The organism is uncultured Dokdonia sp., from assembly GCF_947496725.1.
Taxonomy (GTDB): domain Bacteria; phylum Bacteroidota; class Bacteroidia; order Flavobacteriales; family Flavobacteriaceae; genus Dokdonia.
Genome location: NZ_CANMDS010000004.1, coordinates 331,404 through 353,356, shown reverse-complemented (window position 1 = coordinate 353,356; position 21,953 = coordinate 331,404). Strand labels below are relative to the sequence as shown.

At 37.4% G+C, this 21,953-nt stretch carries 17 protein-coding genes and 1 other RNA gene; 3 read left to right on the top strand and 15 right to left on the bottom strand.

The window, feature by feature from the left end:
• Positions 1–26: 26 nt before the first annotated feature.
• Positions 27–1,373, bottom strand: coding sequence for an MATE family efflux transporter (locus tag Q0948_RS11005; RefSeq protein ID WP_298352549.1), 1,347 nt, complete (start codon positions 1,371–1,373; stop codon positions 27–29).
• Positions 1,374–1,493: 120 nt separating this feature from the next.
• Between Q0948_RS11005 and Q0948_RS11000 the strand changes: the two genes are divergently transcribed.
• Entirely contained in the window at positions 1,494–1,874 is a 381-nt protein-coding gene (locus tag Q0948_RS11000; protein WP_298352361.1) for a hypothetical protein, read from the top strand.
• A gap of 15 nt (positions 1,875–1,889) precedes the next feature.
• Here Q0948_RS11000 and Q0948_RS10995 read toward each other — a convergent pair whose 3' ends face one another.
• The 11 genes from Q0948_RS10995 to Q0948_RS10945 all read right to left on the bottom strand — a co-directional run bounded on the left by Q0948_RS10995 (position 1,890) and on the right by Q0948_RS10945 (position 14,155).
• Entirely contained in the window at positions 1,890–3,173 is a 1,284-nt protein-coding gene (locus tag Q0948_RS10995) for a hypothetical protein (RefSeq protein WP_298352358.1), read from the bottom strand.
• A gap of 214 nt (positions 3,174–3,387) precedes the next feature.
• Entirely contained in the window at positions 3,388–4,815 is a 1,428-nt protein-coding gene (locus Q0948_RS10990) for a M20/M25/M40 family metallo-hydrolase (protein ID WP_298352355.1), read from the bottom strand.
• Positions 4,808–5,677: a PPK2 family polyphosphate kinase gene (locus Q0948_RS10985; protein ID WP_298352351.1), complete on the bottom strand. Its 870-nt coding sequence runs from the start codon at positions 5,675–5,677 to the stop codon at positions 4,808–4,810. Before Q0948_RS10985 ends, Q0948_RS10990 begins: the two co-directional genes overlap by 8 nt.
• A gap of 75 nt (positions 5,678–5,752) precedes the next feature.
• Positions 5,753–6,742, bottom strand: a complete 990-nt coding sequence (locus Q0948_RS10980; RefSeq protein ID WP_298352348.1) for a T9SS type A sorting domain-containing protein — start codon at positions 6,740–6,742, stop codon at positions 5,753–5,755.
• A 53-nt stretch (positions 6,743–6,795) separates the two neighbouring features.
• The gene (locus tag Q0948_RS10975) at positions 6,796–7,959 is read right to left on the bottom strand and encodes a sigma-54 dependent transcriptional regulator (RefSeq protein WP_298352345.1); all 1,164 of its coding nucleotides are present in this window, start codon (positions 7,957–7,959) and stop codon (positions 6,796–6,798) included.
• Positions 7,960–7,961: 2 nt separating this feature from the next.
• Positions 7,962–8,858 carry a DUF6268 family outer membrane beta-barrel protein gene (locus Q0948_RS10970; RefSeq protein WP_298352342.1) on the bottom strand — a complete coding sequence of 299 codons (897 nt, stop codon included), beginning with the start codon at positions 8,856–8,858 and terminating at the stop codon, positions 7,962–7,964.
• Positions 8,851–9,843, bottom strand: a complete 993-nt coding sequence (locus Q0948_RS10965) for a mechanosensitive ion channel domain-containing protein (RefSeq protein WP_298352340.1) — start codon at positions 9,841–9,843, stop codon at positions 8,851–8,853. The genes Q0948_RS10970 and Q0948_RS10965 overlap by 8 nt, the downstream gene beginning before the upstream one ends.
• Positions 9,828–11,132, bottom strand: coding sequence for an ABC transporter permease (locus Q0948_RS10960; protein ID WP_298352337.1), 1,305 nt, complete (start codon positions 11,130–11,132; stop codon positions 9,828–9,830). The genes Q0948_RS10965 and Q0948_RS10960 overlap by 16 nt, the downstream gene beginning before the upstream one ends.
• Positions 11,129–12,067: an ABC transporter ATP-binding protein gene (locus Q0948_RS10955; RefSeq protein WP_298352334.1), complete on the bottom strand. Its 939-nt coding sequence runs from the start codon at positions 12,065–12,067 to the stop codon at positions 11,129–11,131. Before Q0948_RS10955 ends, Q0948_RS10960 begins: the two co-directional genes overlap by 4 nt.
• Positions 12,068–12,368: 301 nt before the next feature.
• The gene (gene dnaJ / locus Q0948_RS10950) at positions 12,369–13,496 is read right to left on the bottom strand and encodes a molecular chaperone DnaJ (protein WP_298352333.1); all 1,128 of its coding nucleotides are present in this window, start codon (positions 13,494–13,496) and stop codon (positions 12,369–12,371) included.
• An 83-nt stretch (positions 13,497–13,579) separates the two neighbouring features.
• Positions 13,580–14,155: a nucleotide exchange factor GrpE gene (locus tag Q0948_RS10945; protein WP_298352330.1), complete on the bottom strand. Its 576-nt coding sequence runs from the start codon at positions 14,153–14,155 to the stop codon at positions 13,580–13,582.
• Between the two features lie 244 nt (positions 14,156–14,399).
• On the opposite strand from Q0948_RS10945, the gene Q0948_RS10940 reads away from it, so the two are divergent.
• Entirely contained in the window at positions 14,400–15,065 is a 666-nt protein-coding gene (locus tag Q0948_RS10940) for a YceI family protein (protein ID WP_298352328.1), read from the top strand.
• Between the two features lie 49 nt (positions 15,066–15,114).
• Here Q0948_RS10940 and Q0948_RS10935 read toward each other — a convergent pair whose 3' ends face one another.
• Both Q0948_RS10935 and Q0948_RS10930 read right to left on the bottom strand, forming a co-directional pair.
• A complete protein-coding gene (locus Q0948_RS10935) occupies positions 15,115–16,035 on the bottom strand; it encodes a TIGR01777 family oxidoreductase (protein ID WP_298352325.1) in 921 nt (306 codons plus the stop codon).
• 87 nt (positions 16,036–16,122) lie between these two features.
• On the bottom strand, positions 16,123–17,328 hold the full coding sequence (locus tag Q0948_RS10930) for an NAD(P)-dependent oxidoreductase (RefSeq protein WP_298352322.1): 1,206 nt from the start codon (positions 17,326–17,328) through the stop codon (positions 16,123–16,125).
• A gap of 173 nt (positions 17,329–17,501) precedes the next feature.
• On the opposite strand from Q0948_RS10930, the gene ssrA reads away from it, so the two are divergent.
• Positions 17,502–17,901: a transfer-messenger RNA gene (gene ssrA, locus Q0948_RS10925) on the top strand.
• Between the two features lie 80 nt (positions 17,902–17,981).
• On the opposite strand, the gene Q0948_RS10920 is transcribed toward ssrA, so the two are convergent.
• Entirely contained in the window at positions 17,982–21,632 is a 3,651-nt protein-coding gene (locus tag Q0948_RS10920) for a PAS domain-containing protein (RefSeq protein WP_298352320.1), read from the bottom strand.
• Between the last annotated feature and the right edge of the window lie 321 nt (positions 21,633–21,953).

Here is a 21,953-nt window from a genome sequence, read left to right as displayed (position 1 = left end):
TTTATATATCTCTTGTTATGGTGCGGTTACACCCCACTTATCAACTTTTTACTAAGGTAGTTAAATCTAAAATATAGCATTGTGGCAGATGCTGTGAGCCCTACCAGTAGCCCTACCCAGATGCCTTGAACACCCATTTGCGCCTCTTTCCCAAAATACCACATCACCGGGAAGCCTATTACCCAGTAAGCTATAAAACATATCACTGTAGGGATATTTACATCTTGTAAACCTCTTAACGCACCTAGAATGGTAACTTGTACTCCATCACTGAGCTGAAACAATGCTGCCACAACGAGTAATTGTGCTGCCATAAAAATCACCTCTGGATTATCTATATAGAAAGGAGGTAACCAGTCTTTGAGCACTATAAAACCTACAGCAAAGACCGCCTCGATAAGGAAACAAAGTATAAAGATAGAAAAAGCGATACGCCTCAAATTTGGATAATCCCTTTTCCCCTTTTGGTTTCCTACACGTATGGTACCCGTGACTCCCAGCCCTACAGCTATCATAAATGTCATAGACGCAAGATTAAGCGCAATTTGATTTGCCGCCTGGGCATTAGTCCCCAGAATTCCAGATAAGAAAATAGCCGCCGTAAACACACCTACTTCAAAAAGCATTTGTAAAGCTGTGGGAAAACCTAGTTTTATAAGTGTTTTAAACTCGCTAAGCTGTATGTGACTTGCACCATCCCAGAAAAAATACGATTTAAATTTACGCTTTCGCGAAAGCATAAAAATGAGCAGCCCCAGCATAAAAAATCGTGATATGAGTGTCCCCCAGGCAGCCCCCTCAACCTCAAGCCTTGGAAAAATCCAGATCCCGTAAATGAGCACATAGTTAAATAAGACATTTACAATATTTGCAAGTATAGTGGCATACATCGCATATTTAGTTTGTGACAATCCATCTGCAAACTGCTTAAAAGCTTGAAAAATCATAAGCGGAATCATAGATAACGCTACAATCTCAAGGTACGGTATCGCAAGCGCTACCACCTCTGGCGGTTGGTCTAGCATATACAAAACCGGCTTTGCAATAAGCAAGGTTACAAAAAGCAACACACCGTTTACAGCACACATAATCACCCCGTGGTGAAAGTGCAGTCGCCCCTTCTCTATATTACCTTGACCATCTGCCTCTGCCACAAGTGGCGTGATGGCAAATGAGAAACCTATACCTATAGAGAGTGCTATAAAAACGAGACTATTACCCAGACTTACTGCTGCCAGTTGTGCGGCACCTAGCTGCCCTACCATCAAGTTATCTGCGAGAGCTACAAGTATATGACCCAGCTGTCCCAGCATTATAGGGAATGCTATTTTAAGGTTTGTGCCAAATTCTTTTGTGTAGTCTGAAAACTGCATTGGGTTGGTTTTTTTTACGCTTTCGCGAAAGCGCAAAAATACTTCATCCATAAACAAAGACCGAGTAGTTTAATAGCAAATTCTTATCTTAAAGCATTAATCACATAGTACATCATACCTATGCTCACTAACCCTATAGAAATAGACCTAGCTTTAAGAACACTTATTAAAGCCCACGAAGACAAGCTACAACTCAGAAAAGACGACAGCGCAGGTCTTGAGGCGGCGGGAATTATACCCACAATGCAAGGCAAACAAAAAGTAGATGGTCATTACTTTGCAAGTGTGATACCCAAACCCAAAGACTGTAGACTTTACTTCTTCCCTATTTATACAGATGTTGCGGCTTTTACAGACATAGACCCTGCGCTTAAAAAATGTCTTAAGGGCAAGAGTTGTTTTCATATAAAAAAAATGGACGCCTCGCTAGAAGCATCCATTAGTGATATGATAGATAAAGGTATTGCCATTTATCAAGAAAAGGGACTGCTGACAAAATAAATCAAGCTGCGTATTTTATTCAAATACCCAAACATCATTTGGGATTTCTGATGCATCTTCTAAACTTCCAGAAACTAGATAAATTCGATCTTGAAAAACAGTTGTTGCTACTGAATATCGCTTACCAAAGACACTTCTATCTATAGCTAAGTTCCAGTTCTCACCATCTTCACTCATCCATATTTCGTCAGAGCTTCCTAAAGTACTATTCTGTAAACCTCCAAAAAGCCAAATTCTATCATCAAAAATTTGTATTGAGCTTAAAGTCCTTTCTGTAAATATTTCTCCGTTGGTTTGGACTTGGGTCCACGTGTTTCCGTCTGTAGAATTCCATATTTCGTTAGAGCTTAAACTAGAAGTTACGGTTCCACCAACAATCCATAACTTATTTTCAAAAACAAACGCACTATGAGAACTTCTTTCACTAAAAGCTGGATTATCATTTACTAATGTCCAATTAATCCCATCTGTTGAGTTCCAAACTTCATTTATAAATCCTGCATTGTTTTCTTGAACACCACCTATTAACCACAATGAGCCATTAAAACTTGTTAATGAAGCATTACCTCTTGGCGCAAAAGCAGCATTTGCCGTTTCCTGAGTCCATAACAGCCCATCCTCTGTACTCCAAACGTCATTAGTAAACTCTAAATCATCTCCATTGTAACCTCCTATAACCCAAAGTTTACCATCGTGAACGACCGCAGATTGCAAGTATCTACGTCCAAATGGTGCCACCTCTGAAACTAGTGACCAATTCTCACCATCTTCAGAATTCCATAAATCTCCATAGTATGTTGGTCCTCCTGCAAAACCTGCAAGAAGCCATAACTTGTTATTAAAATTCAATAAACTATGACTAATCCTGCCTTCAAAAGGAGCTTCGGAAACTAAAGCTTGTTGAGGAAATATAACTCCACTTGTGGTGAAGCTGAAAATAGGGCTCGTAGTTAACTCTCCACTCGGGTCTTTTGCTACAACTTTCCAATAATATTTTTGGTACGGCTCTAATGGATTAACTAAAGTATAAGAAACATTAGACAGACTCTCTTCTATACTTGTTACTGGATTACTAGATGTGTCTAAAAATAGTTCATAAGTAACTGTATCTCCATTAGGATCAACCGAAGTTGTCCACTCGAGCGTAGGAACTACTGTCACGCCTAATGATTCATTAGGTACGTTTAGTAAGGAAAAAGAATTAGGAGGTAAATTAATTTCCTCCATCATATCACCACTGTCGTCTGAAGTTGGCATTGTTGCTTCTTCATCCTCACCAGAGCAAGACGAAATAGTCAAAACAACTAAAATTAAAGACAATATCTTAGAAAGAAATAAAGGATTGGTAATTGACTTATTCACGAATAATTGATTTAGGTTAAAAGCTGTGAAAATAACAAATCTTAAACGTTATAGCTAATAAAGAAAAGGGCGCCTCGCTAGAAGCATCCATTAGTGATATGATAGATAAAGGTATTGCCATTTATCAAGAAAAAGGCATTATCTAAAACCCTTATTGCTTTATGGGTGCCTGTATTAATTTGGCAGGTTTTTGAATATAGTTATCCATTAAGTACACAAGACTTGTCATAGTTGCTGCGCCTAGTTCTAGTTCTCGTTTATTTACCGCATCAAAAGTATCATTTGCCGCGTGGTGATGGTCAAAATAACGTTGCGAGTCTGGTCGTAAGCCAGCTAGTACAATCCCTTCATTTGTAGCTTTAAGTGGACCAATATCTGCACCACTACCTCCTCTTGTAAAGTCGTGTATGAGGTAAGGCTCAAAAAGCGATTTCCAGCTTAGTACTTCATTATAATTACGATCATCTGTATCAAAAGAGAAGCCTCTAGGTGTAAACCCACCTGAGTCACTCTCTAGTGCAAAGATGTGTTGCTCACCTTTTGCCTTAGCTTCTTCTGCATATTTTCTACCTCCACGTAAACCGTTTTCTTCATTCATAAATAATACCACACGTATGCTATGCTTAGGTTTATATCCTACTGCCTTCATAAGTCGTAAGACTTCCATACTCTGTACAACTCCTGCACCATCATCGTGAGAGCCATCTCCTAGATCCCAAGAGTCTAAATGACCACCTACAACCATATATTTATTAGGAAACTCACTCCCTGTTATCTCACCTATCACATTGTACGACTCAACTTCTCCCATATTTTTACAAGACATCTTGTAAAAGAATTTTAACTCTGGATTGAGCTTTAAAGATGTACTTAACAGGTTTGCCCCTTTTGTACTTATGGCAGCGGCAGGTATACGTTTTGACACAGGTAAATCTCCATAAGACATAGACCCCGTATGTGGGTAATCATCTATACTGTGCGTAACAGACCTTACTATCACTCCCACTGCACCTAGCTTTGCAGCCTCCATAGCTCCTGCATATCGCTGGTCTACACAACCACCATACGCTTGAAAGGTGCGTATAAGCTCATCATTCATAGGGCGGTTATAAAAGACTATTTTACCTTTTACATTTTCCTCCCCAAGCGCTTTGAGCTCTTCTATACCCATTACCTCTACTACGTTTGCTCTAAGTCCTACAGACTTAGTCGCCACAGATCCTCCTAGTGCACAAATAGGCACAGAGGTTATGCGTGCATTTTCTCCTTCTATATGTGCTCTTTCTGCCTCGCCACGTACCCACTTAGGTACCATTACCGGTTGTAACCAGACTTTATCAAGGCCTGCCTTTACAAGTTCGGCTTTTGTCCAGGTTACGGCTCTTTCGGCACCTAGACTTCCGCTTAGGCGAGAGCCTATATCATTAGAGAGGTAATCAAGCCACTGGTAGCTCTGCCCTTTTGTTAATGCTTCTGTATAGATGTTACGTACGGTGATTGAGTCGTTTTGCGCTTTCGCGAAAGCGGAAACCCCCACCACTACAGCAACCGTAAAGATGTTTTTGAGTACTTTATTCATTTTCTAACTGTTCTTTGTATGCTGAAAGATTTGCTTTTGTTTTATCATCTAGTTCTGGCTCTTGTATATCTTCATATTGCGAGAGTGTCTCTAGTAAAATGCTTGCAACTGCTAGACGAGCAGCGGGTTTATTATCTGCAGGGATAACGTACCACGGTGCCTTATCTGTGGAGGTGCGGTTTATAGCGTCTTCATAATAAGTTTGATAGGTATCCCATAGCTTGCGCTCTTTGAGGTCGCCGGCAGAAAATTTCCAATTTTTTTCTTTTTTCTCCAGACGACGTAGCAATCTATTTTTTTGTTCACCTTTTGATAGATGCATAAAGAACTTATAGATAAGTGTCCCGTTTTCTACAAGATGCTTTTCAAAGTTTTTGATCTGCTCAAAACGCTTATCCCAGAAAGCGTCATTTACATCTTCTACCGTGTGGACATCTGGTAGGTTTTCACCCAGAATATACTCGGGATGTACGCGCGTGACTAGTACATTTTCATAATGTGTGCGGTTGTGCACACCAAATTTTCCTCTCTGAGGTAGTGCGATATAATGACGCCACAGGTAATCGTGACCCAGCTCAAGATCTGTAGGTACTTTAAAGCTTTGTACCTCAACACCACGAGCATTAAAGTCTTTAAAGACTTCTCTTATAAGGCTGTCTTTACCAGAGGTATCCATACCCTGCAAACATACGAGTACCGCATACTTATCGTGCGCGTACATTGTGTCTTGAAGTTTACCGAGCTGCTTGCGTACTTTTTTGAGTTTTTTCTCTAGTTCTTTTTCTTCTTGATCTTGAAAAAGCGTCGTGCTCTTATCTGAAAGCTTTACGGGCGCTGTTACTTTAAATGTGTTGTAATCCATATATAAATATAAAAGAAAAGGTTGCCAATAGACAACCTTTTTACTTTAGACTAAGTTAATGAGTACAAGGTCTCATTATTTTTTTACAATGCGTCTTGTTGTTTTTGTATTGTTTTCTCCAAGTATTTCTACTACATAAACTCCTTTATTCAGAGAAGAAATATCTACTGTAGTCATATTACCATCTAAGGTAAGTACGCTCTGACCTAATAAATTAAAGATAGTAACTCCTTTTACAGAAAGATTGTTTGTACCTGTAATATTAAAACGATCTACAGTAGGGTTAGGGTGTACAGAAAATGAATCTATATTTCCATTATTACCAGCACTAAGCGTCTCTGTACCTTCTATAGTAAACGCTATTGAGTCAAAAGTTAATCCAAGATCTGTAAATGGTGTCCACGATGTTGCTCCCGCACCAAAAATATCATCTACATCAATTAGATGTGCTTGCTCACCTACATCTACCCCTGCATCAAACCAGACCCATCTATCTGGAGAATTTGTCACACCAGCACCTACTCGAGGCGCGGCTACTATCCAGTAAAGACCAGCATCTAAGGTCAATGCTTCTCCATTTGCAACCGTAACATCTACTGTAAGATCGTAAGAATTTGAAAACATTGGATCATCTGAAACAGTTTCTACTATTGTTAATGCTGGGCTATCTGGCGCAAGATTTACAATTTCTAGTAAGGCAGCCTCACCAGCTCCAGAAGGATCTCCGCCTGGTAAACCGTCTACATCTGCATAAATAAAAAGGTCAAAACCTTCTATAGCTGTAAGGAAGTTTCCAGAATTCTGAAAACCATAAACGGTAATCATATCAACTTCGGCAATATTTTCTGCCTCTATAATAAAGTCATCTGCAGAGTAAACTGCACCTGGGATCCCGTTAAAAACGTCTGAAACAATCCCGCTACCACCAGCAGAAGGTTGATCAAAAATAATAGCTTGCGCATCACGTTGTGCTGAGGCAGTCTCAAGACCATTATTTTGCACTAAGCCTTCTTGAGCTCCTAATGCAAAGGTTGATAGTAAAACTAAAAGAGTAATTTTTTTCATATTATTTGATTTTAATTGATGTTTTATAAAGATATAAAAGTTTTCAAGTTATGTTATTTACTTGCAAATAGTTTAACATCTCCCTCGGTAACCTCTGCCCCACTTAAGATAATAAGACGCTCTACCACGTTGCGTAATTCTCGTATATTACCCGTCCAGTCATAGGCTTTTAAAAGGTCTATGGCTTTGCTTGAAAACGTTTTAAGCGCGGTGCCTTGCTCTTGCGAGATCTTCTTTGCAAAATGTGCTATAAGGATAGGAATATCGTTACGACGGTCATTAAGTGCAGGTACTTTGATTAGTATAACCGCAAGCCTGTGATATAAATCTTCTCTAAAATTTCCATCTGCAATTTCTTGCTTTAGGTTTTTATTAGTCGCTGCTACTACGCGCACATCTACTTTAATATCTTTATCACTACCTACTCGCTGCACTCTACTTTCTTGTAGTGCTCTTAGTACTTTGGCTTGTGCAGATAGGCTCATATCGCCTATCTCATCAAGAAAGATGGTACCCCCATTTGCTGCTTCAAATTTTCCTGCGCGATCCTTATTTGCACTTGTAAAAGCTCCTTTTACGTGGCCAAAGAGTTCGCTTTCTATAAGCTCTGATGGTATTGCGGCACAGTTTACCTCTACAAGTGGTCCTTTAGAACGTTCACTTTTTTCGTGTAGCCAGTGTGCCACAAGTTCTTTACCTGTTCCATTAGGTCCTGTAATAAGTACTCGTGCATCTGTAGGAGCCACCTTCTCAATCATCGCTTTGATTTGCCCTATTTCTTCACTCTCACCTACCATCTCGTACTTCTTGCTCACTTTCTTTTTGAGCTTTATATTTTCTACCACGAGCGTTTTGCGGTCTAGTGCGTTGCGCACAGTATTAAGTAATCTATTGAGGTCTGGTGGTTTTGATATATAATCAAAAGCGCCTAGGCGCATTGTGTTTACAGCTGTATCAAGATCACCGTGACCAGAGATCATTACCATAGGTACTTCTGGCTTGAGCTTACGTGCAGCCTCTAGCACCTCAACACCATCCATTTTTGGCATTTTAATATCACAAAGCACAAGGTCATAATCTTCTTCTCTAATTTTGTTTATACCCTCTAGGCCATCTCCAGCTTCTTCTACCTGATACTCCTTACTCTCTTCAGATAATATTTTGGTAAGAACACGTCTTATCGCAGCCTCATCTTCTATAATTAAAATCTTTGCCATTATTATAATTTAAATTTTATTCCAGAACGACCATAAAAGGTGTTCTTATCATTTATTGTAAAAACGTCATTACGATCTCCATCACGTAGTCGTATGTCGTTTATAACGGTGTGTCCAGCATAAAAATAAAACACTAGATGTTTTGTAAAGCAATATTCATACCCTAATCCAAAAAGGGCAACCGTCATAGAGATACTCTCTGCTGTTTCAAACTCCCCTTCTGGTATATTTACTTCTACATTATCTTGAATGTTTGCATAAAAACCGTCAAGACTTAAAAAACTCTGAATGATATGTTCTCTGTTTTTACCAAAATAGCGCTTTATATTAGATTTAGGCACCCCTAAGGTAAACGACCAGTCTGGATGAAACTCACGATAGTAATTTACAAAAGGTAATGGAAACGGTCTACCAGACTCTGTGTCATATCTCCCACCTACAATAAGTCTCCACGGTTTATCAAGACCATCTTTAGTCTTATCATTTATAAAATATATTGCGCCGGTGTGCACTACATCACTACTAGAAAAAGATTCTGTACTAAAATTTGAGGTAACCCTTGTGCCTATTTTTGCACCCAAACGCCATTTATCATTTAATTTTTGCGTGTAGCCTAGCGAAAGACTAAAAGATTGAAATCTATCCAGATCCTCACGGCTAAAAGGAGTAACATCTTCAAACTTTAAATTTACATTACGGTACTCAAAACCTGGTACGAGATAAACATCTTCTTTAAGTTTTACAGGTACGTTTATAAATGATCTAAACCTCCTAAAAGAATTATCTGAATCACTCTGTGGGAAATAGGTATACTCTACTCGTGCCAAATCTGTCAACTGTGCGCTCATTGTCCCTGTAAACAATAATAAAGCAATAATAAATCTGGCTTGTTTAATCATCTATAGTGTCATTTTTTGAAAGTGAAATATTCTCCTCAGATTTCTCCTTTGGCACAAACACTGGTCTATCAGTATTAAAAAGATGTAAATCGCGCTGCGGGAATGGGATGGTAATTCCGCTTTCGCGAAAGCGGTCATCTATCGCATATCTAAGCGCACTTTTTATTCTAGGATCTACAAAACTATCACGCACAAAAAAATACAACCCAAAATCTAGTGAGCTATCGCCAAAGTTTTCAAAAAGCGCAAAAGGTTTAGGATGTTTTAAAATATCTGGATGCTCTGTTGCACAGTCCAGTAATATCTTTTCTACGGCTCTGGTATCGCTACCGTATGCAACACCTACTTTTACATTTTCTCTTGTAGTTTTATGGTTCTGGGTGTAGTTATAGACCGTGTCTGTAATAAACTTGTGATTAGGAATTATAATCACTTTATCATCTCTTGTAAGGGCTCTTGTGGTACGTAGTTTTATTTCAAAAACTCTACCTACACGACCATCCATCTCAATAATATCACCTGCCGAAATTGATTTATCTACCATTATTAAAATCCCACCTATTACATCTTGAAAGACTTCTTGGAGAGCAAGACCAAGACCTACAAATAATGCTGCAGAGGCTGTAAGTAGCACGGTTATATTTATCCCAGAAGCACTCATCGTTGCGAGTACTACTACTATATAAGCAATGTATTTTATAAATTTAAAAACACTTACAAACTTGAGCTTGTCATCACCTTCCATCCTACGTGTCATTAAAACACGTACCCACTTAAGAACAATACTTGTGAGTATGAAGGCAACAATAAGCATAATAAGGTGGCCTACAGTAAAGCCTATATGATTAGGTTCTTTACCTAAACTTATAAGTTCAAAACTAAGCCACTCTTTTATTGTGCCCCAGATATCTTGCTCTATGATGTCCTTTACCTTATCTACCGTTTCTTCTTGTAGATAAAGAAGTAACGCTAGTACTTTAACCATTTAATTAAGTCTTTGTAAGTAGGCTTTTTTCCATACATAAGGATTCCTACTCGATATATTTTTGATCCAAACCACACTGTAAAAACAAAGGTGGCTATAAGTAATGTTATGGATAGTATAATTTGCCATAGTGGCACTTCAAAGGGTATGCGCATTAACATCACAATAGGTGATGTAAGCGGTATAATAGAAAACACAGTTGCTACCGTACCGTGAGGATTATCTATTACAGCAAAAAAGCCTACATATATAGCCAGCATAAGTGGCATAATGATAGGTAGCATAAATTGCTGTGTATCTGTCTCATTATCTACCGCTGCGCCTATGGCCGCATAAATAGAACTATATAAAAAGTACCCGCCTATAAAGTAAATAAAGAAACCTCCCACTAGCTGTAGCAAAGGTAATTTTTGTACCTCTTGGAGCAATTCTATCATCATATTAGGGTCTTGGGCTATTTGTTGAGCTTGCGATGCAGCAGGGTTTACAGCAGTGGCGGCAGATGGATCTACCCCAAAAAATGCCGTAAGTACCACTAGTAAAACTCCACCCACTAAAACCCATATAGCAAACTGAGTGATGCCTGCTAGAGTTGTACCCAATATTTTACCCATCATAAGCTGGAAAGGCTTTACCGAAGAAATGATTACCTCTATAATTCTATTGGTCTTTTCCTCAATCACAGAACGCATTACCATATTACCATATATAATAATAAACATCATAAGAAGATAACCAGCAGCACCACCAAAACCTGCTTTTACCCAGTTACTCATCTTTGAGCTAGACTCACCAGAAAAGTTTTCTATATTAATATCTATCGTACTTTTTGCAGTCTCTAGTACCGTGAGATTTATGCCTTGTGCAACTAGGTTTTGATCTGTAATCCTCTTTTCGATACGATCTTCTATATCTCCTATATAATCAAAAGAGGGTGTCTCATTACCATAAAACGTAACAGGGTTTGTAGCAGTTTCTGGGTTTTTTGAGATATGAATGAGACCATAATAAGCATCATCTTTTGCAACTTCTTTACCGGCATCAAGCCCTTGATCACTAAGATTTACATAGCTTGTCTTGTCCGTATTAAAAAATACAGTTTCAAATTGTCCAGACTCATCAACCACTACAATTGTGCGTTTATCTTCACTATTGAGCTGCGTTAAATAAGAGATAAGCAGTATCATACCTACCAAAATAAGCGGACTCAGAAAAGTCATTATCAAGAATGACTTATTTCTTACTCGTGCGATATACTCTCGCTTTATTATTAAAGAAAGGATGCTCATTTGTTCTGACTAACGGTTTGAATAAAAATATCGTTTACACTCGGGATCACTTCTACAAAGTGTGTTACTTGTCCATATGTTTGTAAGGTGCTTAATAGCTCATTTGGCGTACCATTATCACCCATTTCAACTCGCAATTTATGTTCATTACCTAAACTCTTAAACTGTGCAGGAGTAACTTTAAAAGAAGAGGCTAGTTGTTGTTGCGCTTTCGCGAAAGCGGTCTCATCTACCACCTGTACCCCTATATCAAATGTATTGTTTTGATATGCTCTCTTTATGGTGTTTATCTCACCATCCAAAATCTTGTTAGATTTATTTATGAGTGCAATATGATCACATAGCTCCTCTACAGACTCCATACGGTGTGTGCTAAAGATAACCGTTGCACCCTCATCTCTAAGTTGTAAAATCTCGTCTTTAATAAGATTTGCATTTATAGGATCAAAACCACTGAAAGGCTCATCAAAAATGAGCAATTTAGGCTGGTGCATTACCGTAACCACAAACTGTATTTTTTGAGCTTGTCCCTTAGAGAGTTCTTGTATTTTTTTACCCCACCAGTCACCTATCTCAAGTTTTTCAAACCAGTGCTTTGCTCTCGTTTTTGCTTCTGCCTTAGACATTCCTTTGAGCTGCGCGAGATAGAGCACCTGCTCTCCTACCTTCATAGATTTATACAAACCGCGCTCTTCTGGCATATAGCCTATATCGCGTATGTGATGTTGCTGCAAAGGTTCTCCCCCTAAGGTCACACTACCAGTGTCTGGCATTGTAATCTGGTTAATGATGCGTATAAGTGTCGTTTTACCAGCTCCATTAGGACCTAAAAGTCCAAAAATACTTCCCTCTGGTACGGTAATAGACACATCGTTAAGTGCAGTAAAGTCTCCAAACTTTTTTGAAACTGTATCTGCTACAAGTAGTGAATTCATATAAAGACGTTAATCAAGCTAAGATAGGGATATGACCTGAGTGACGTATGCGTGTTGGGTATATTTTAGGAAATTTATAAACCTGTAGATACAAGAATAATTAAAGAGCGCTCACCAGTGTACAATGACTTAATTACAAAACGTCTTAAAAGCAAAACCCACCCTAGGCGTAAGCTCAGGATGGGAAAAAAAATTGCTATGAAAAAGAAAAATAACGTCAAACATTGTTTAACGTTATTCAAATATAACTTTTTTTTATGAACCCGATTAATTTGGTTTCATAAAATTTGAAAGGGTCTTGTTATGAGAACATATCTTTCACCTTCTCAAAGAATGATTTATCACCTGTTTCTGGGTTTGGTGAGAAGTTATCATCGGCAGCCATTTTTTCAAAAAACTGCTTTTGCTCCTTGTTAAGAATCTTAGGTGTCCACACATTTACGTGCACAAGTAAATCTCCTTTACCATACCCATTTATAGATGGGATACCTTTACCTCGTAAACGTAAAATCTTGCCACTCTGTACACCTTCTTCTATTTTGATACGCACTTTACCAGTTACAGTATCTATCTCTTTTGACGTACCAAGTACGGCCTCACTTATACTTATATAAAGGTCGTAGTGTAAATTATCTCCTTCTCTTTGTAAAAAGTCGTGATCTTTTTCTTCTATTGCTACAAGTAGATCTCCAGCGATTCCATTACCTGGTGCCTCGTTACCTTTACCCGTTACTTTAAGTTGCATTCCATCTACAACTCCTGCTGGAATTTTGATACTTACAGTTTCTTCCTCTACAGTAAGTCCTTGAGCATCTGCTCCAGAAGGACGCTTATCTATCATCTGTCCTGAGCCACCACAAGTAGTACAAGGTGCACTAGTTTGCATACGACCTAAGATAGTGTTCTGGATTTTGGTTACTTGTCCAGCACCATTACAAGTTGTACAAGTCTTATATGAAACACCAGCTGCTTGCTTCTTACGTTTTACCTTGATTTTCTTCTCTACACCGTTTGCTATTTCTTCTAGTGTAAGCTTTACTCGTATACGAAGGTTACTTCCTTTCACACGGCGCTGACCACCGCCAAAGCCACCACCAAAACCAGAGAAACCACCTCCGCCACCGCCAAAAGCGCCGCCAAAGATATCCCCAAACTGGCTAAAGATATCATCCATATTCATCCCGCCTCCGCCAAAGCCGCCGCCGCCCTCAAAGGCTTGATGACCATACTGATCATATCGAGCACGTTTTTGCTCATCACTTAATACCTCATAGGCCTCTGCTGCTTTCTTAAAGTTTGCCTCTGCAGTCTCATCTCCTGGGTTTTTATCAGGGTGATACTGTACTGCCTTCTTACGGTATGCCTTCTTAATCTCTGCTGCAGTAGCTCCTTTTGAGATACCTAATATGTCGTAAAAATCTTCTTTCATAATAAAAACTCAGTAAGACTGAGTACTCTTAAATCATTAAGGATGGTAAGCCCTCACCTACACTTCTCCTTATACTATTTATATTATTGCCCTGTAACTACTTTAGGAAACCGGATGATCTTGTCACCTAGTTTATACCCCTTTTCAATCACATCTACAATTTTACCCTTTAGCTTCTTGCTAGGTGCAGGAATTTGGGTGATAGCCTCGTGCTGGTCTGCATCAAAAGCATCTCCAGCCTTTACTTCCATTTCTTCAAGCCCTTTAGACTTAAGGGTCTCCTTAAATTTATTACTAATAAGAGTCATACCTTTCACGTGTATGTCATCCTTATCACCTTTAAACTCATTAAGCGCTCTATCAAAATCATCTACCACAGGTAGTAATGCTTGTATTACCTCTTGACCGGCAGTTTTATATAATTCTATACGTTCTTTTGTAGTGCGTCTTTTGTAGTTTTCAAACTCTGCAAATAGGCGTAAAAACTTATCTTTTTCGGCAGCAAGATCGTCTTGAGCAACCTCTAGCTCTGTACGCTCATCTTTAGGAGCCGCTTCTTCGGCATCTTTAGTATCATTTGCTTGTGCTGCCTCGTTTACAAGTTGCTCTTGAGCAGCCTCGTCTACGGTTGTATCTTGTTTTTTATCTTCTGTTGCCATAATGGTCTTAAATCAATTTTTTACTGAAGTGGCAAAAGTACTGCCAATTGCTATAAAATGTCAAAATGTCACTGCTTTTTTAGAATCAAAATAAGCAGGTGTACCACTCTTTGAAATTAATAATATGAAGCATACTACTTACTGGTGACAGGCATACTTCTTATTAAATCACGCATTTATGAAATAATTAAGAAAGCTACTTCTAATAAATGTTAATTTTGCAACTCACTAATTAAATATCAAAATGAAAAAACAAATTTTAAATACACTCGCAGTGGTTGCTCTTATCGCAGTAACTGTGTCTTGTAAGGGAGACAAAACAAACGAAACTGACGCTACCGAAGCTAAAGAAGTTGCAACTGTAGTAGATGCAATGAAATTTACTGTAGACACTAGTGCGTCTACCATAGACTGGGTAGGAAGCAAACCTACAGAAAATCACACGGGCACTATAAACATCGAGAGTGGTGTTGTAAAAGTGGCTGGAGACAAAATTACAGGTACCTTCTTAATAGATATGACTAGTATTACTGTTACAGATCTAGAAGGAAAAGGAAAAGCTTCTCTTGAAGGACACCTTAAAGGACAGGCAGAGGGTAAAGAAGATCACTTCTTTAATGTGGCAAAATATCCTACAGCAGCTTTTGAAGTAACTGGAGTTATAGAAAAAGAAGGAAAAAAAATGATGCAAGGTAATCTTACAATAAGAGATCAGAAGAAGAACATTGAGTTCCCTGTAACTTACAGCGTAGATGGAGCAAATATGACACTTACAAGTGAGCCATTTACAATAGACCGCACAAACTGGGGAGTAAACTATGGATCAAAATCTATTTTTGACAACTTAGGAGATAAATTTATCTCAGATGATATCCAGCTTACTGTAAAGCTACAAGCTACAAAAGCTTAAGCTCAAAAAGTTATATAATTAAAAAGCCACTCTATTGAGTGGCTTTTTTTTATGCGAGCAAGTTTGCTACCGCACTATCTATATCACTGTATTTAAACCTATAACCGTCTTCTTGTATTTTACGAGCACTTACTTTCTGGCTTTCTAAAACTACCGCAGCCATATCGCCCAGCATAAGTTTAAGAGCAAATGCAGGTACTTTAGGAAGTATAAGTGGTTTACCTAGCTCATCTGCCACCACTTCTGTAAACTTTTTATTAGTTACTGGTGAGGGTGCAACGCCATTATAAACTCCAGATAATTTATTTTTATAAATGTGGTAATATATACCAGCCATATCATCTATATGTATCCACGATTGCCATTGTTTACCAGTACCTAGCGGCGCACCTACTCCATAAGAAATAGGCTTCATAAGCTTAGGTAACGCTCCTGCTTCTTTATCAAGTATTACCCCTGTGCGTACTCTAGAGGTCATAACATCTATTTTTTGAAACTCCAGCGCAGCGGTCTCCCATTGCTCTACTACTTGACCCAAAAAGCCAGATGCATATTCAGGATAAGACTCATCATATAGTTTTGTAAAAGAAGATGGATACCCCCCTACAGCACTGGCTGTAATAAAATGCTTTACAGTTATATTTTCACCTTTTTTACGCTTTCGCGAAAGCGTATTATAAAGTAATCTAGTTGTAACAACCCGGCTTTCAAAAATTGCTTTCTTATTTTCTACAGACCAGCGCTGGGCAATCGTAGCTCCAGCAAGATGAAAAATGGTATCTACATCTTCAAAACAAGCTTCATCTATCTCGTCTGTTTTTGTATTCCAGTAAAATCCTTGGTAATTATTTTTTGATTGTATTTTATCTTTTGATGTTGTTAGATAGTTAACATCAATTCCATTATTGTGACATAATTCTGTTAGGGCTGTCCCCACTAATCCCGTAGCACCTGTTATTAAAACTTTCATCTAATTATTTTGCATTCAGCAACTAAAGATACGAACGGCACCAAAGTATAAATCCACATATGTAAGAAAATTATGCCATTTTTAACACTATTCCTTACCATCTACATAATCCTGAAGATAAGCATAGCGTGGTGTAAGCTTACCATCTTGTGTCATACGAGCGCGCTCAAGTATACCATCTTTATCACCGTTAAAAAACGCAGGAATGACGTGTTCTAAAAATAATTCACCAAAACCTTCACTAGCATCCTTAGGTAACTCACAAGGAAGATTATCTACCGCCATCACAGCTATCACGCTCTCATTCTTATAGTTATCTTCTTTCTCTGTATGTGGATTGTACCCATAAAAAGGCTCAGCAATAGTAGATGGTCTTATGGTGCTTGCCACTGGGCCATCTATATCGCAAGATATGTCTGCAACTAGGTTGATTTTGAAATCTGGGTGTTTTGCGTCTTCTCGTGTAAACAAGTAAGGGGCTCCATCTCCATAAAAATGACCGGCTATAAAGTAGTCTGTAACTTTTGCATACTTCATAAAATCACTCTCATAACCAGAAGGGTCTTTATAAAACTCTGCTCTACTACCTGGCTGTCCATCTGTTCTTTTATTATACTCTAGTACATCTATGAGGCAATATACTGGCTCTGTAAATTCTTGACTTAAGTATTCTTGATCTGTCACCTCTCTTATTTTAAGGTGATCTAGTATTTCTTTTGCGCCTCTGGCTACTTTACCACTTCCAGAAAGACAAATTTTTATGGCAGGTACTATGATTTTATCAAGTTTTGCTTTTACGGCATTAAGATCTGCTAGGTTCTCTACTTTAGGAAGCTCAAATAGGTTATCGCGTTGTCCAAGCAACCTAAAACCGTTGTAAGCACCTACGAGTCCTGCATAACGGCCAAAGCCTATAAGACGTGCTCCATTTGCTCTAGTAATAACCTCGTGATCATACATCTCGATATTTTTATCAAGAATAGCCTTGAGCAACTTGCGGTTATAGGGCTGCTTTTTTATGGTGTGACTAAAAAAGAAATACTTTTTACCAGGCATTAAAGCATCAAGAGGCACTTCCTTCACTCCTATCATTACATCTGCATCTGTAATATCTTCCTCTACATCAAAACCGTTTATGGTATATGCCATATCTGGAAAAACGCGTATGTCTGACTCCTCAACCACAAAACTTGCATCTTCAAACTGCTCTCGTGCTTCGGCTAGTTTTTCTGGTGAGAAAACAACTCTTCTGTCTGGTGGATTCTTACGTTCTGTGATGATGGCAAATTTCATAATGTGTGTGAAGTTTTGGCAGGCTATATTGTTGGTATAGCTTTTGCATTTTATTAAGAGCAAATATAAGGTTTAGTGCTATATTTGCTATTCCGCTTTCGCGAAAGCGTACAAGAGATCTTATAAACTTTACAGCTTATGAGTTACGGAGTACGTGTGAGAGTGATACTACTGGGGTCGACTGGTTTTGACAGCGAGATCAATGGTATTGTAAGCGTGTCGAGCGCTGGAAAATAGCTCGTAAATCTCATATTTCAACTTTTTTAAACGGCGAGAATAACTACGCCCTAGCTGCATAATCTGAATTATAGTAAGATTACGCCTCGGTCTACAAGGTAGACAAGCAGGAAGTCACTCGAGAGCCTTGGTTTACGGCAATCGATATAGTGACTTCGTAAAAGTAAACCTATCTCTTGTAGGGCTTTGATGCGAGAGAGAAACTTAATTGAAGATAAGGGGTGCGTTGGTAGTCACTGACCGGCAATCTCACGAAAATTTAAACAGAGACTACACACGTAGAAAGCAGTAACATTGCTTGTTTGGACGAGGGTTCGAATCCCTCCGACTCCACAATTAAACCCCGTAACACTAGTGTTTACGGGGTTTTTTATTTTTGGGTGACAAATACGTTAACAATTTATAAAGCTATGAGCTTACGTTGCTATCTTTAAGTGCTTATTTATTGTGCTTATGAGTTGCGAGGTTGAAATAGGTTTTGATACATAATCGGTAAAGCCAGCATTGAGCATTTTTTCTTTATCACCAGACATAGCGAGACCGGTTTGAGCAATTATTTTTATTTCTTTATTTGTTTTCCTTATTTCTACTAGAGCATCGTTGCCGTCCATCTCTGGCATATTTATATCCATTAATACGAGATCTAGTGAGGGGTTTTTATTAACAATTTTTACGGCCTCCTTACCATTAACAGCTCGTATAACGGTACAGTTATAATTAGAAAGACAAGCTTTTACATAAAGAAAACTCAAATTATCATCTTCGGCTATTAAAATTGTAAAATCACCATTTTCTAAAGTTGTTTCACTAGGGTCATTTACAATAGTAATCTTATCTACTACTTTTTTATAAGGAATTGTAAAATAAAATATTGATCCTTCACCCATTTTTGATTCTATCCATACAGATCCATTTAAAATTTTAATTAGGCCTTTTACAATAGACAAACCTAATCCTACACCTAGATTATGAGTTTGCTCCCTTTTACCCTGCGTAAATCGGTCAAAGATGTTTTTTTGTTCTTCTTCATCTATTCCTATTCCAGAATCTTTAACATAGAACTGTAGTATTTCTTCCTTTAATGTGTAGCCAAATTCTATAGAGCCCTCCTTTGTAAATTTTATTGCGTTTTCTAGTAGGTTAGATAATATTTGAACGAGTTTATTTTCATCAGTTTCTATACCGCTATCTGTACCTGATAGCCCCTTATTAACTTCAAGTTTAACATTTGTACCTTCTAGTTTTAATTGATATTTTGAATATAAATCATCAATAAGGGAATTGAGATTAAGATGAGAATTTTCAATATTTATGATGTTAGACTCTATCTTAGAGATATCAACAATGTTAGAGATAAAACTCAAAAGACGGTGTCCTTCTTTTTCTATAAGTTCTAGATAAATATCCTTTTTTTCTTCAGATATGTTTTTTCTCCTTAGTAATTCTGAAAACCCTAAAATACCATTCATAGGGGTGCGCATCTCGTGGCTTAAATTTGCAAGAAATGCAGATTTTAATCGGTCACTCTCCTCTGCTTTTTCTTTTGCTCTTATAAGTTCTTGAGCTATTTTTTTTTGTTGAGTTATATCTTGATTAGTACCCGCTAGGCTTATTACTTCACCATCATTATCAGTTACCGGTTGACATATTGATCTTATCGTTTTCTGAGGTTTGTTGGGGATTAAAATTCTGAATTCTACATTGTATGGTTTGCCTAAAGTAAAGGCTTTGTCAAGAATTTTTTGGAGCTCTAATTTATCATCTGGGTGTACCCTATCGATAACATCTTCATAATCTGGCAACTCCTCATTATAATCATAGCCCCAAATATTATACATCTCTTTAGACCACTCCATTTTATTACCTGGAGTTTTTACCAGCCAGCTTCCTATTTTTGCAAGGGTCTGAGCATCACTTAATTCTTTTTCTGTCCTATCTAATAATAATTTGGCTTTAAGCTTATCCTTTTCATTTTGTCGCTGCTCAGTTATATCAATAAAAACCGTAACTATCTCTGTAATTTCTCCTACATCATTAAGTACGGGAAAACCATTAAGAGTTGTCCACTTTACATCCTCATCATTCGGGCCTATAAGCCCGATGATTTGATTATTTATAGACTCTTTAGTCTCTGCAATTTTATTTACAGGATATTCTGATAATGCTAGTGGTGACTTATCAAAGTTTATAAGTTTAGAATTGATATAACACAGCCCCTTGTCTTGTACATCTTCTTGATTAATATCTAATATTTCTGAAGCTCTATCATTGCATTGCACTATTGAGGTATCTGGGGCGTTCACCACGACGCCAGCTTCTAGATTTTGCATTAAAATTTGAAAGCGTCTTTCATTTGCCTCTGCTCGTTCCTTTGCCTCTTTTATTATGGTTTCTGTTTTAAAGCGCTCGGTAATATCGTGTATAACTCCTACTATAAACACATTACCCTCAGAGTCAATAAAGCGCGTTTTTCTAGTAGATATTCTTTTTGACTTACCATCTCTGATAACTGCGTTTTTTTCGGTAACATTTTCTATTCCGTCAAGAACAAGTTGTCTATCAATTTCAAACACGGGTCCTGTTTCTTCACTAGGCAATCCTTCACCTAGAGTCTTACCTATTATATCATTTCTATTATATCCATAGAGTGTACAAAATGCATCATTAACAATAAGTAGTCTACTCTCTTTGTCTTTTACAAAAACAGGATCACCTATGTTATTAATAATGTTATTGAGATGATTTTCACTTTCCTCAGCTTTGTCTTTAGCTTTTACAAGTGCAGCATCTAGTAGTTTTTGTTCCGTAACATCTTGCCCTGTACCCTTTAAACTTATAACCATTCCGTTAGGACAAAGTACAGGTTCACATATACATCTTACCACTTTCTCATTACCATCGGGAAGACATATTTTATGTTCTATATCATAAGGTGTACCATTTTCTATAGCTTTTTGCACAGAATTATTCCATAAATCTAGATAATCTGGATGAACACTCTCTAGTAATTCATCATATTGCGGCGCGCCTTGAGATGAGTCAAGACCCCATATATTAAACATTGCATTAGACCATTCTATTTCTTGGGTAGCGATATCAAATAGCCAGCTACCTACTTTTCCTAATGCTTGAGCTGCTTTAAGATCATTTTCAATTTTCTCTTTATCTGTTACGTCTTGTGTAACTCCAAAAACTTTTCCATCTACAACCTCTATCCCTAGAATATTTAAATGTCTTATCTCACTATTAGACCTTAATATTCTAAATTTAAAAGGCTTCATACCTTTACCCTTGTAAAGCCCTCTAATAATCTCATTTACTTTTTCTCTATCTTCCTTTACAATAAATTTACCCACGTTCTTACTTGTGAGGTCAATCTCTCCTCTTTTAAGTCCAAAAATATTAAGCATTTCATCAGACCAGTAAACAGCACCTGTTTTCCACTCCCATTCCCAGCTTCCTATTTTTCCTATTTTTTGAGCCTGTTGTAGATTTGATATAGATCTTTTTTTGGCATACTCTGCCTCCTTAAGCGCACTTATGTCTTGTATAGTAACAGGGACGGTTTTTTGTTCTAATAATGTTTGTGGTATGTTTAGAGATATCATAGCAGCAAACTCGTCACCATCCAGAGTCTTATAATTTACCTCAGAAGAAAATGTTTTTTTATTGTTCCAAATGGCTACTATAAGTTTTATAAAAACTTCTGTTGCTCCATTACCAAAGGTTCTATGTACATTATTTAAAAAATCTTCTTTACTACAAGCTCTGAAAATTTTCAAAGTAGCCTGGTTTACACTATTTATTTTTAACTTTTCTAGTAATAAAAATACGACCTCTGGATTTTCATTTAAGTACTTGTTGACATCAACAATCTTGAGTGTTTTAATTTTTTCTATTTCTTCAAATACGAGCGTAAAATCTTTATTCCAGATAGAGATAGTAGAGTTGTCATAAAGTTTTTTATAAACCTGTTCATTTTCAAACTTTAAAGCTTCTATTTGTTTTTCTAAATCCTCATAAGTAGGCTTTTTATCAAACATCATTTCTTTTATAGCTTTTGCCATATCAATCGCTCATTTTTATGGGGTAACAGCTTTACATACTGCATTTTAAAAATAAAACTATTAAAAATAATCGCATTTTACACGCATAATCTTATAAAAATAGGTTTATGCTTTCGCGAAAGCGGAATAAAAGGTAATATCATCTGCATCAAACTAGTTTATAGCAGTATATAAAAATCAAAATATCATAAATTACTTACAATATTGAATAAACAACGAGGTATAAAATTCTATATCTATTCTCAACATTTGTCGTGATGAAAAAGGGTTATCAAAATAGTTTTATTCTATTTTTGTAACCCAAAAAAAAACCTACATCAG

What these genes read in the sequence shown, in the direction of transcription:
- Q0948_RS11005 (WP_298352549.1), bottom strand. Translation starts at nt 1,373, where the DNA reads ATGCAGTTTTCAGACTACACAAAAGAATTTGGCACAAACCTTAAAATA.
- Q0948_RS11000 (WP_298352361.1), top strand. Translation starts at nt 1,494, where the DNA reads ATGCTCACTAACCCTATAGAAATAGACCTAGCTTTAAGAACACTTATT.
- Q0948_RS10990 (WP_298352355.1), bottom strand. Translation starts at nt 4,815, where the DNA reads ATGAATAAAGTACTCAAAAACATCTTTACGGTTGCTGTAGTGGTGGGG.
- Q0948_RS10985 (WP_298352351.1), bottom strand. Translation starts at nt 5,677, where the DNA reads ATGGATTACAACACATTTAAAGTAACAGCGCCCGTAAAGCTTTCAGAT.
- Q0948_RS10980 (WP_298352348.1), bottom strand. Translation starts at nt 6,742, where the DNA reads ATGAAAAAAATTACTCTTTTAGTTTTACTATCAACCTTTGCATTAGGA.
- Q0948_RS10975 (WP_298352345.1), bottom strand. Translation starts at nt 7,959, where the DNA reads ATGGCAAAGATTTTAATTATAGAAGATGAGGCTGCGATAAGACGTGTT.
- Q0948_RS10970 (WP_298352342.1), bottom strand. Translation starts at nt 8,858, where the DNA reads ATGATTAAACAAGCCAGATTTATTATTGCTTTATTATTGTTTACAGGG.
- Q0948_RS10965 (WP_298352340.1), bottom strand. Translation starts at nt 9,843, where the DNA reads ATGGTTAAAGTACTAGCGTTACTTCTTTATCTACAAGAAGAAACGGTA.
- Q0948_RS10960 (WP_298352337.1), bottom strand. Translation starts at nt 11,132, where the DNA reads ATGAGCATCCTTTCTTTAATAATAAAGCGAGAGTATATCGCACGAGTA.
- Q0948_RS10955 (WP_298352334.1), bottom strand. Translation starts at nt 12,067, where the DNA reads ATGAATTCACTACTTGTAGCAGATACAGTTTCAAAAAAGTTTGGAGAC.
- dnaJ (WP_298352333.1), bottom strand. Translation starts at nt 13,496, where the DNA reads ATGAAAGAAGATTTTTACGACATATTAGGTATCTCAAAAGGAGCTACT.
- Q0948_RS10945 (WP_298352330.1), bottom strand. Translation starts at nt 14,155, where the DNA reads ATGGCAACAGAAGATAAAAAACAAGATACAACCGTAGACGAGGCTGCT.
- Q0948_RS10940 (WP_298352328.1), top strand. Translation starts at nt 14,400, where the DNA reads ATGAAAAAACAAATTTTAAATACACTCGCAGTGGTTGCTCTTATCGCA.
- Q0948_RS10935 (WP_298352325.1), bottom strand. Translation starts at nt 16,035, where the DNA reads ATGAAAGTTTTAATAACAGGTGCTACGGGATTAGTGGGGACAGCCCTA.
- Q0948_RS10930 (WP_298352322.1), bottom strand. Translation starts at nt 17,328, where the DNA reads ATGAAATTTGCCATCATCACAGAACGTAAGAATCCACCAGACAGAAGA.
- Q0948_RS10920 (WP_298352320.1), bottom strand. Translation starts at nt 21,632, where the DNA reads ATGGCAAAAGCTATAAAAGAAATGATGTTTGATAAAAAGCCTACTTAT.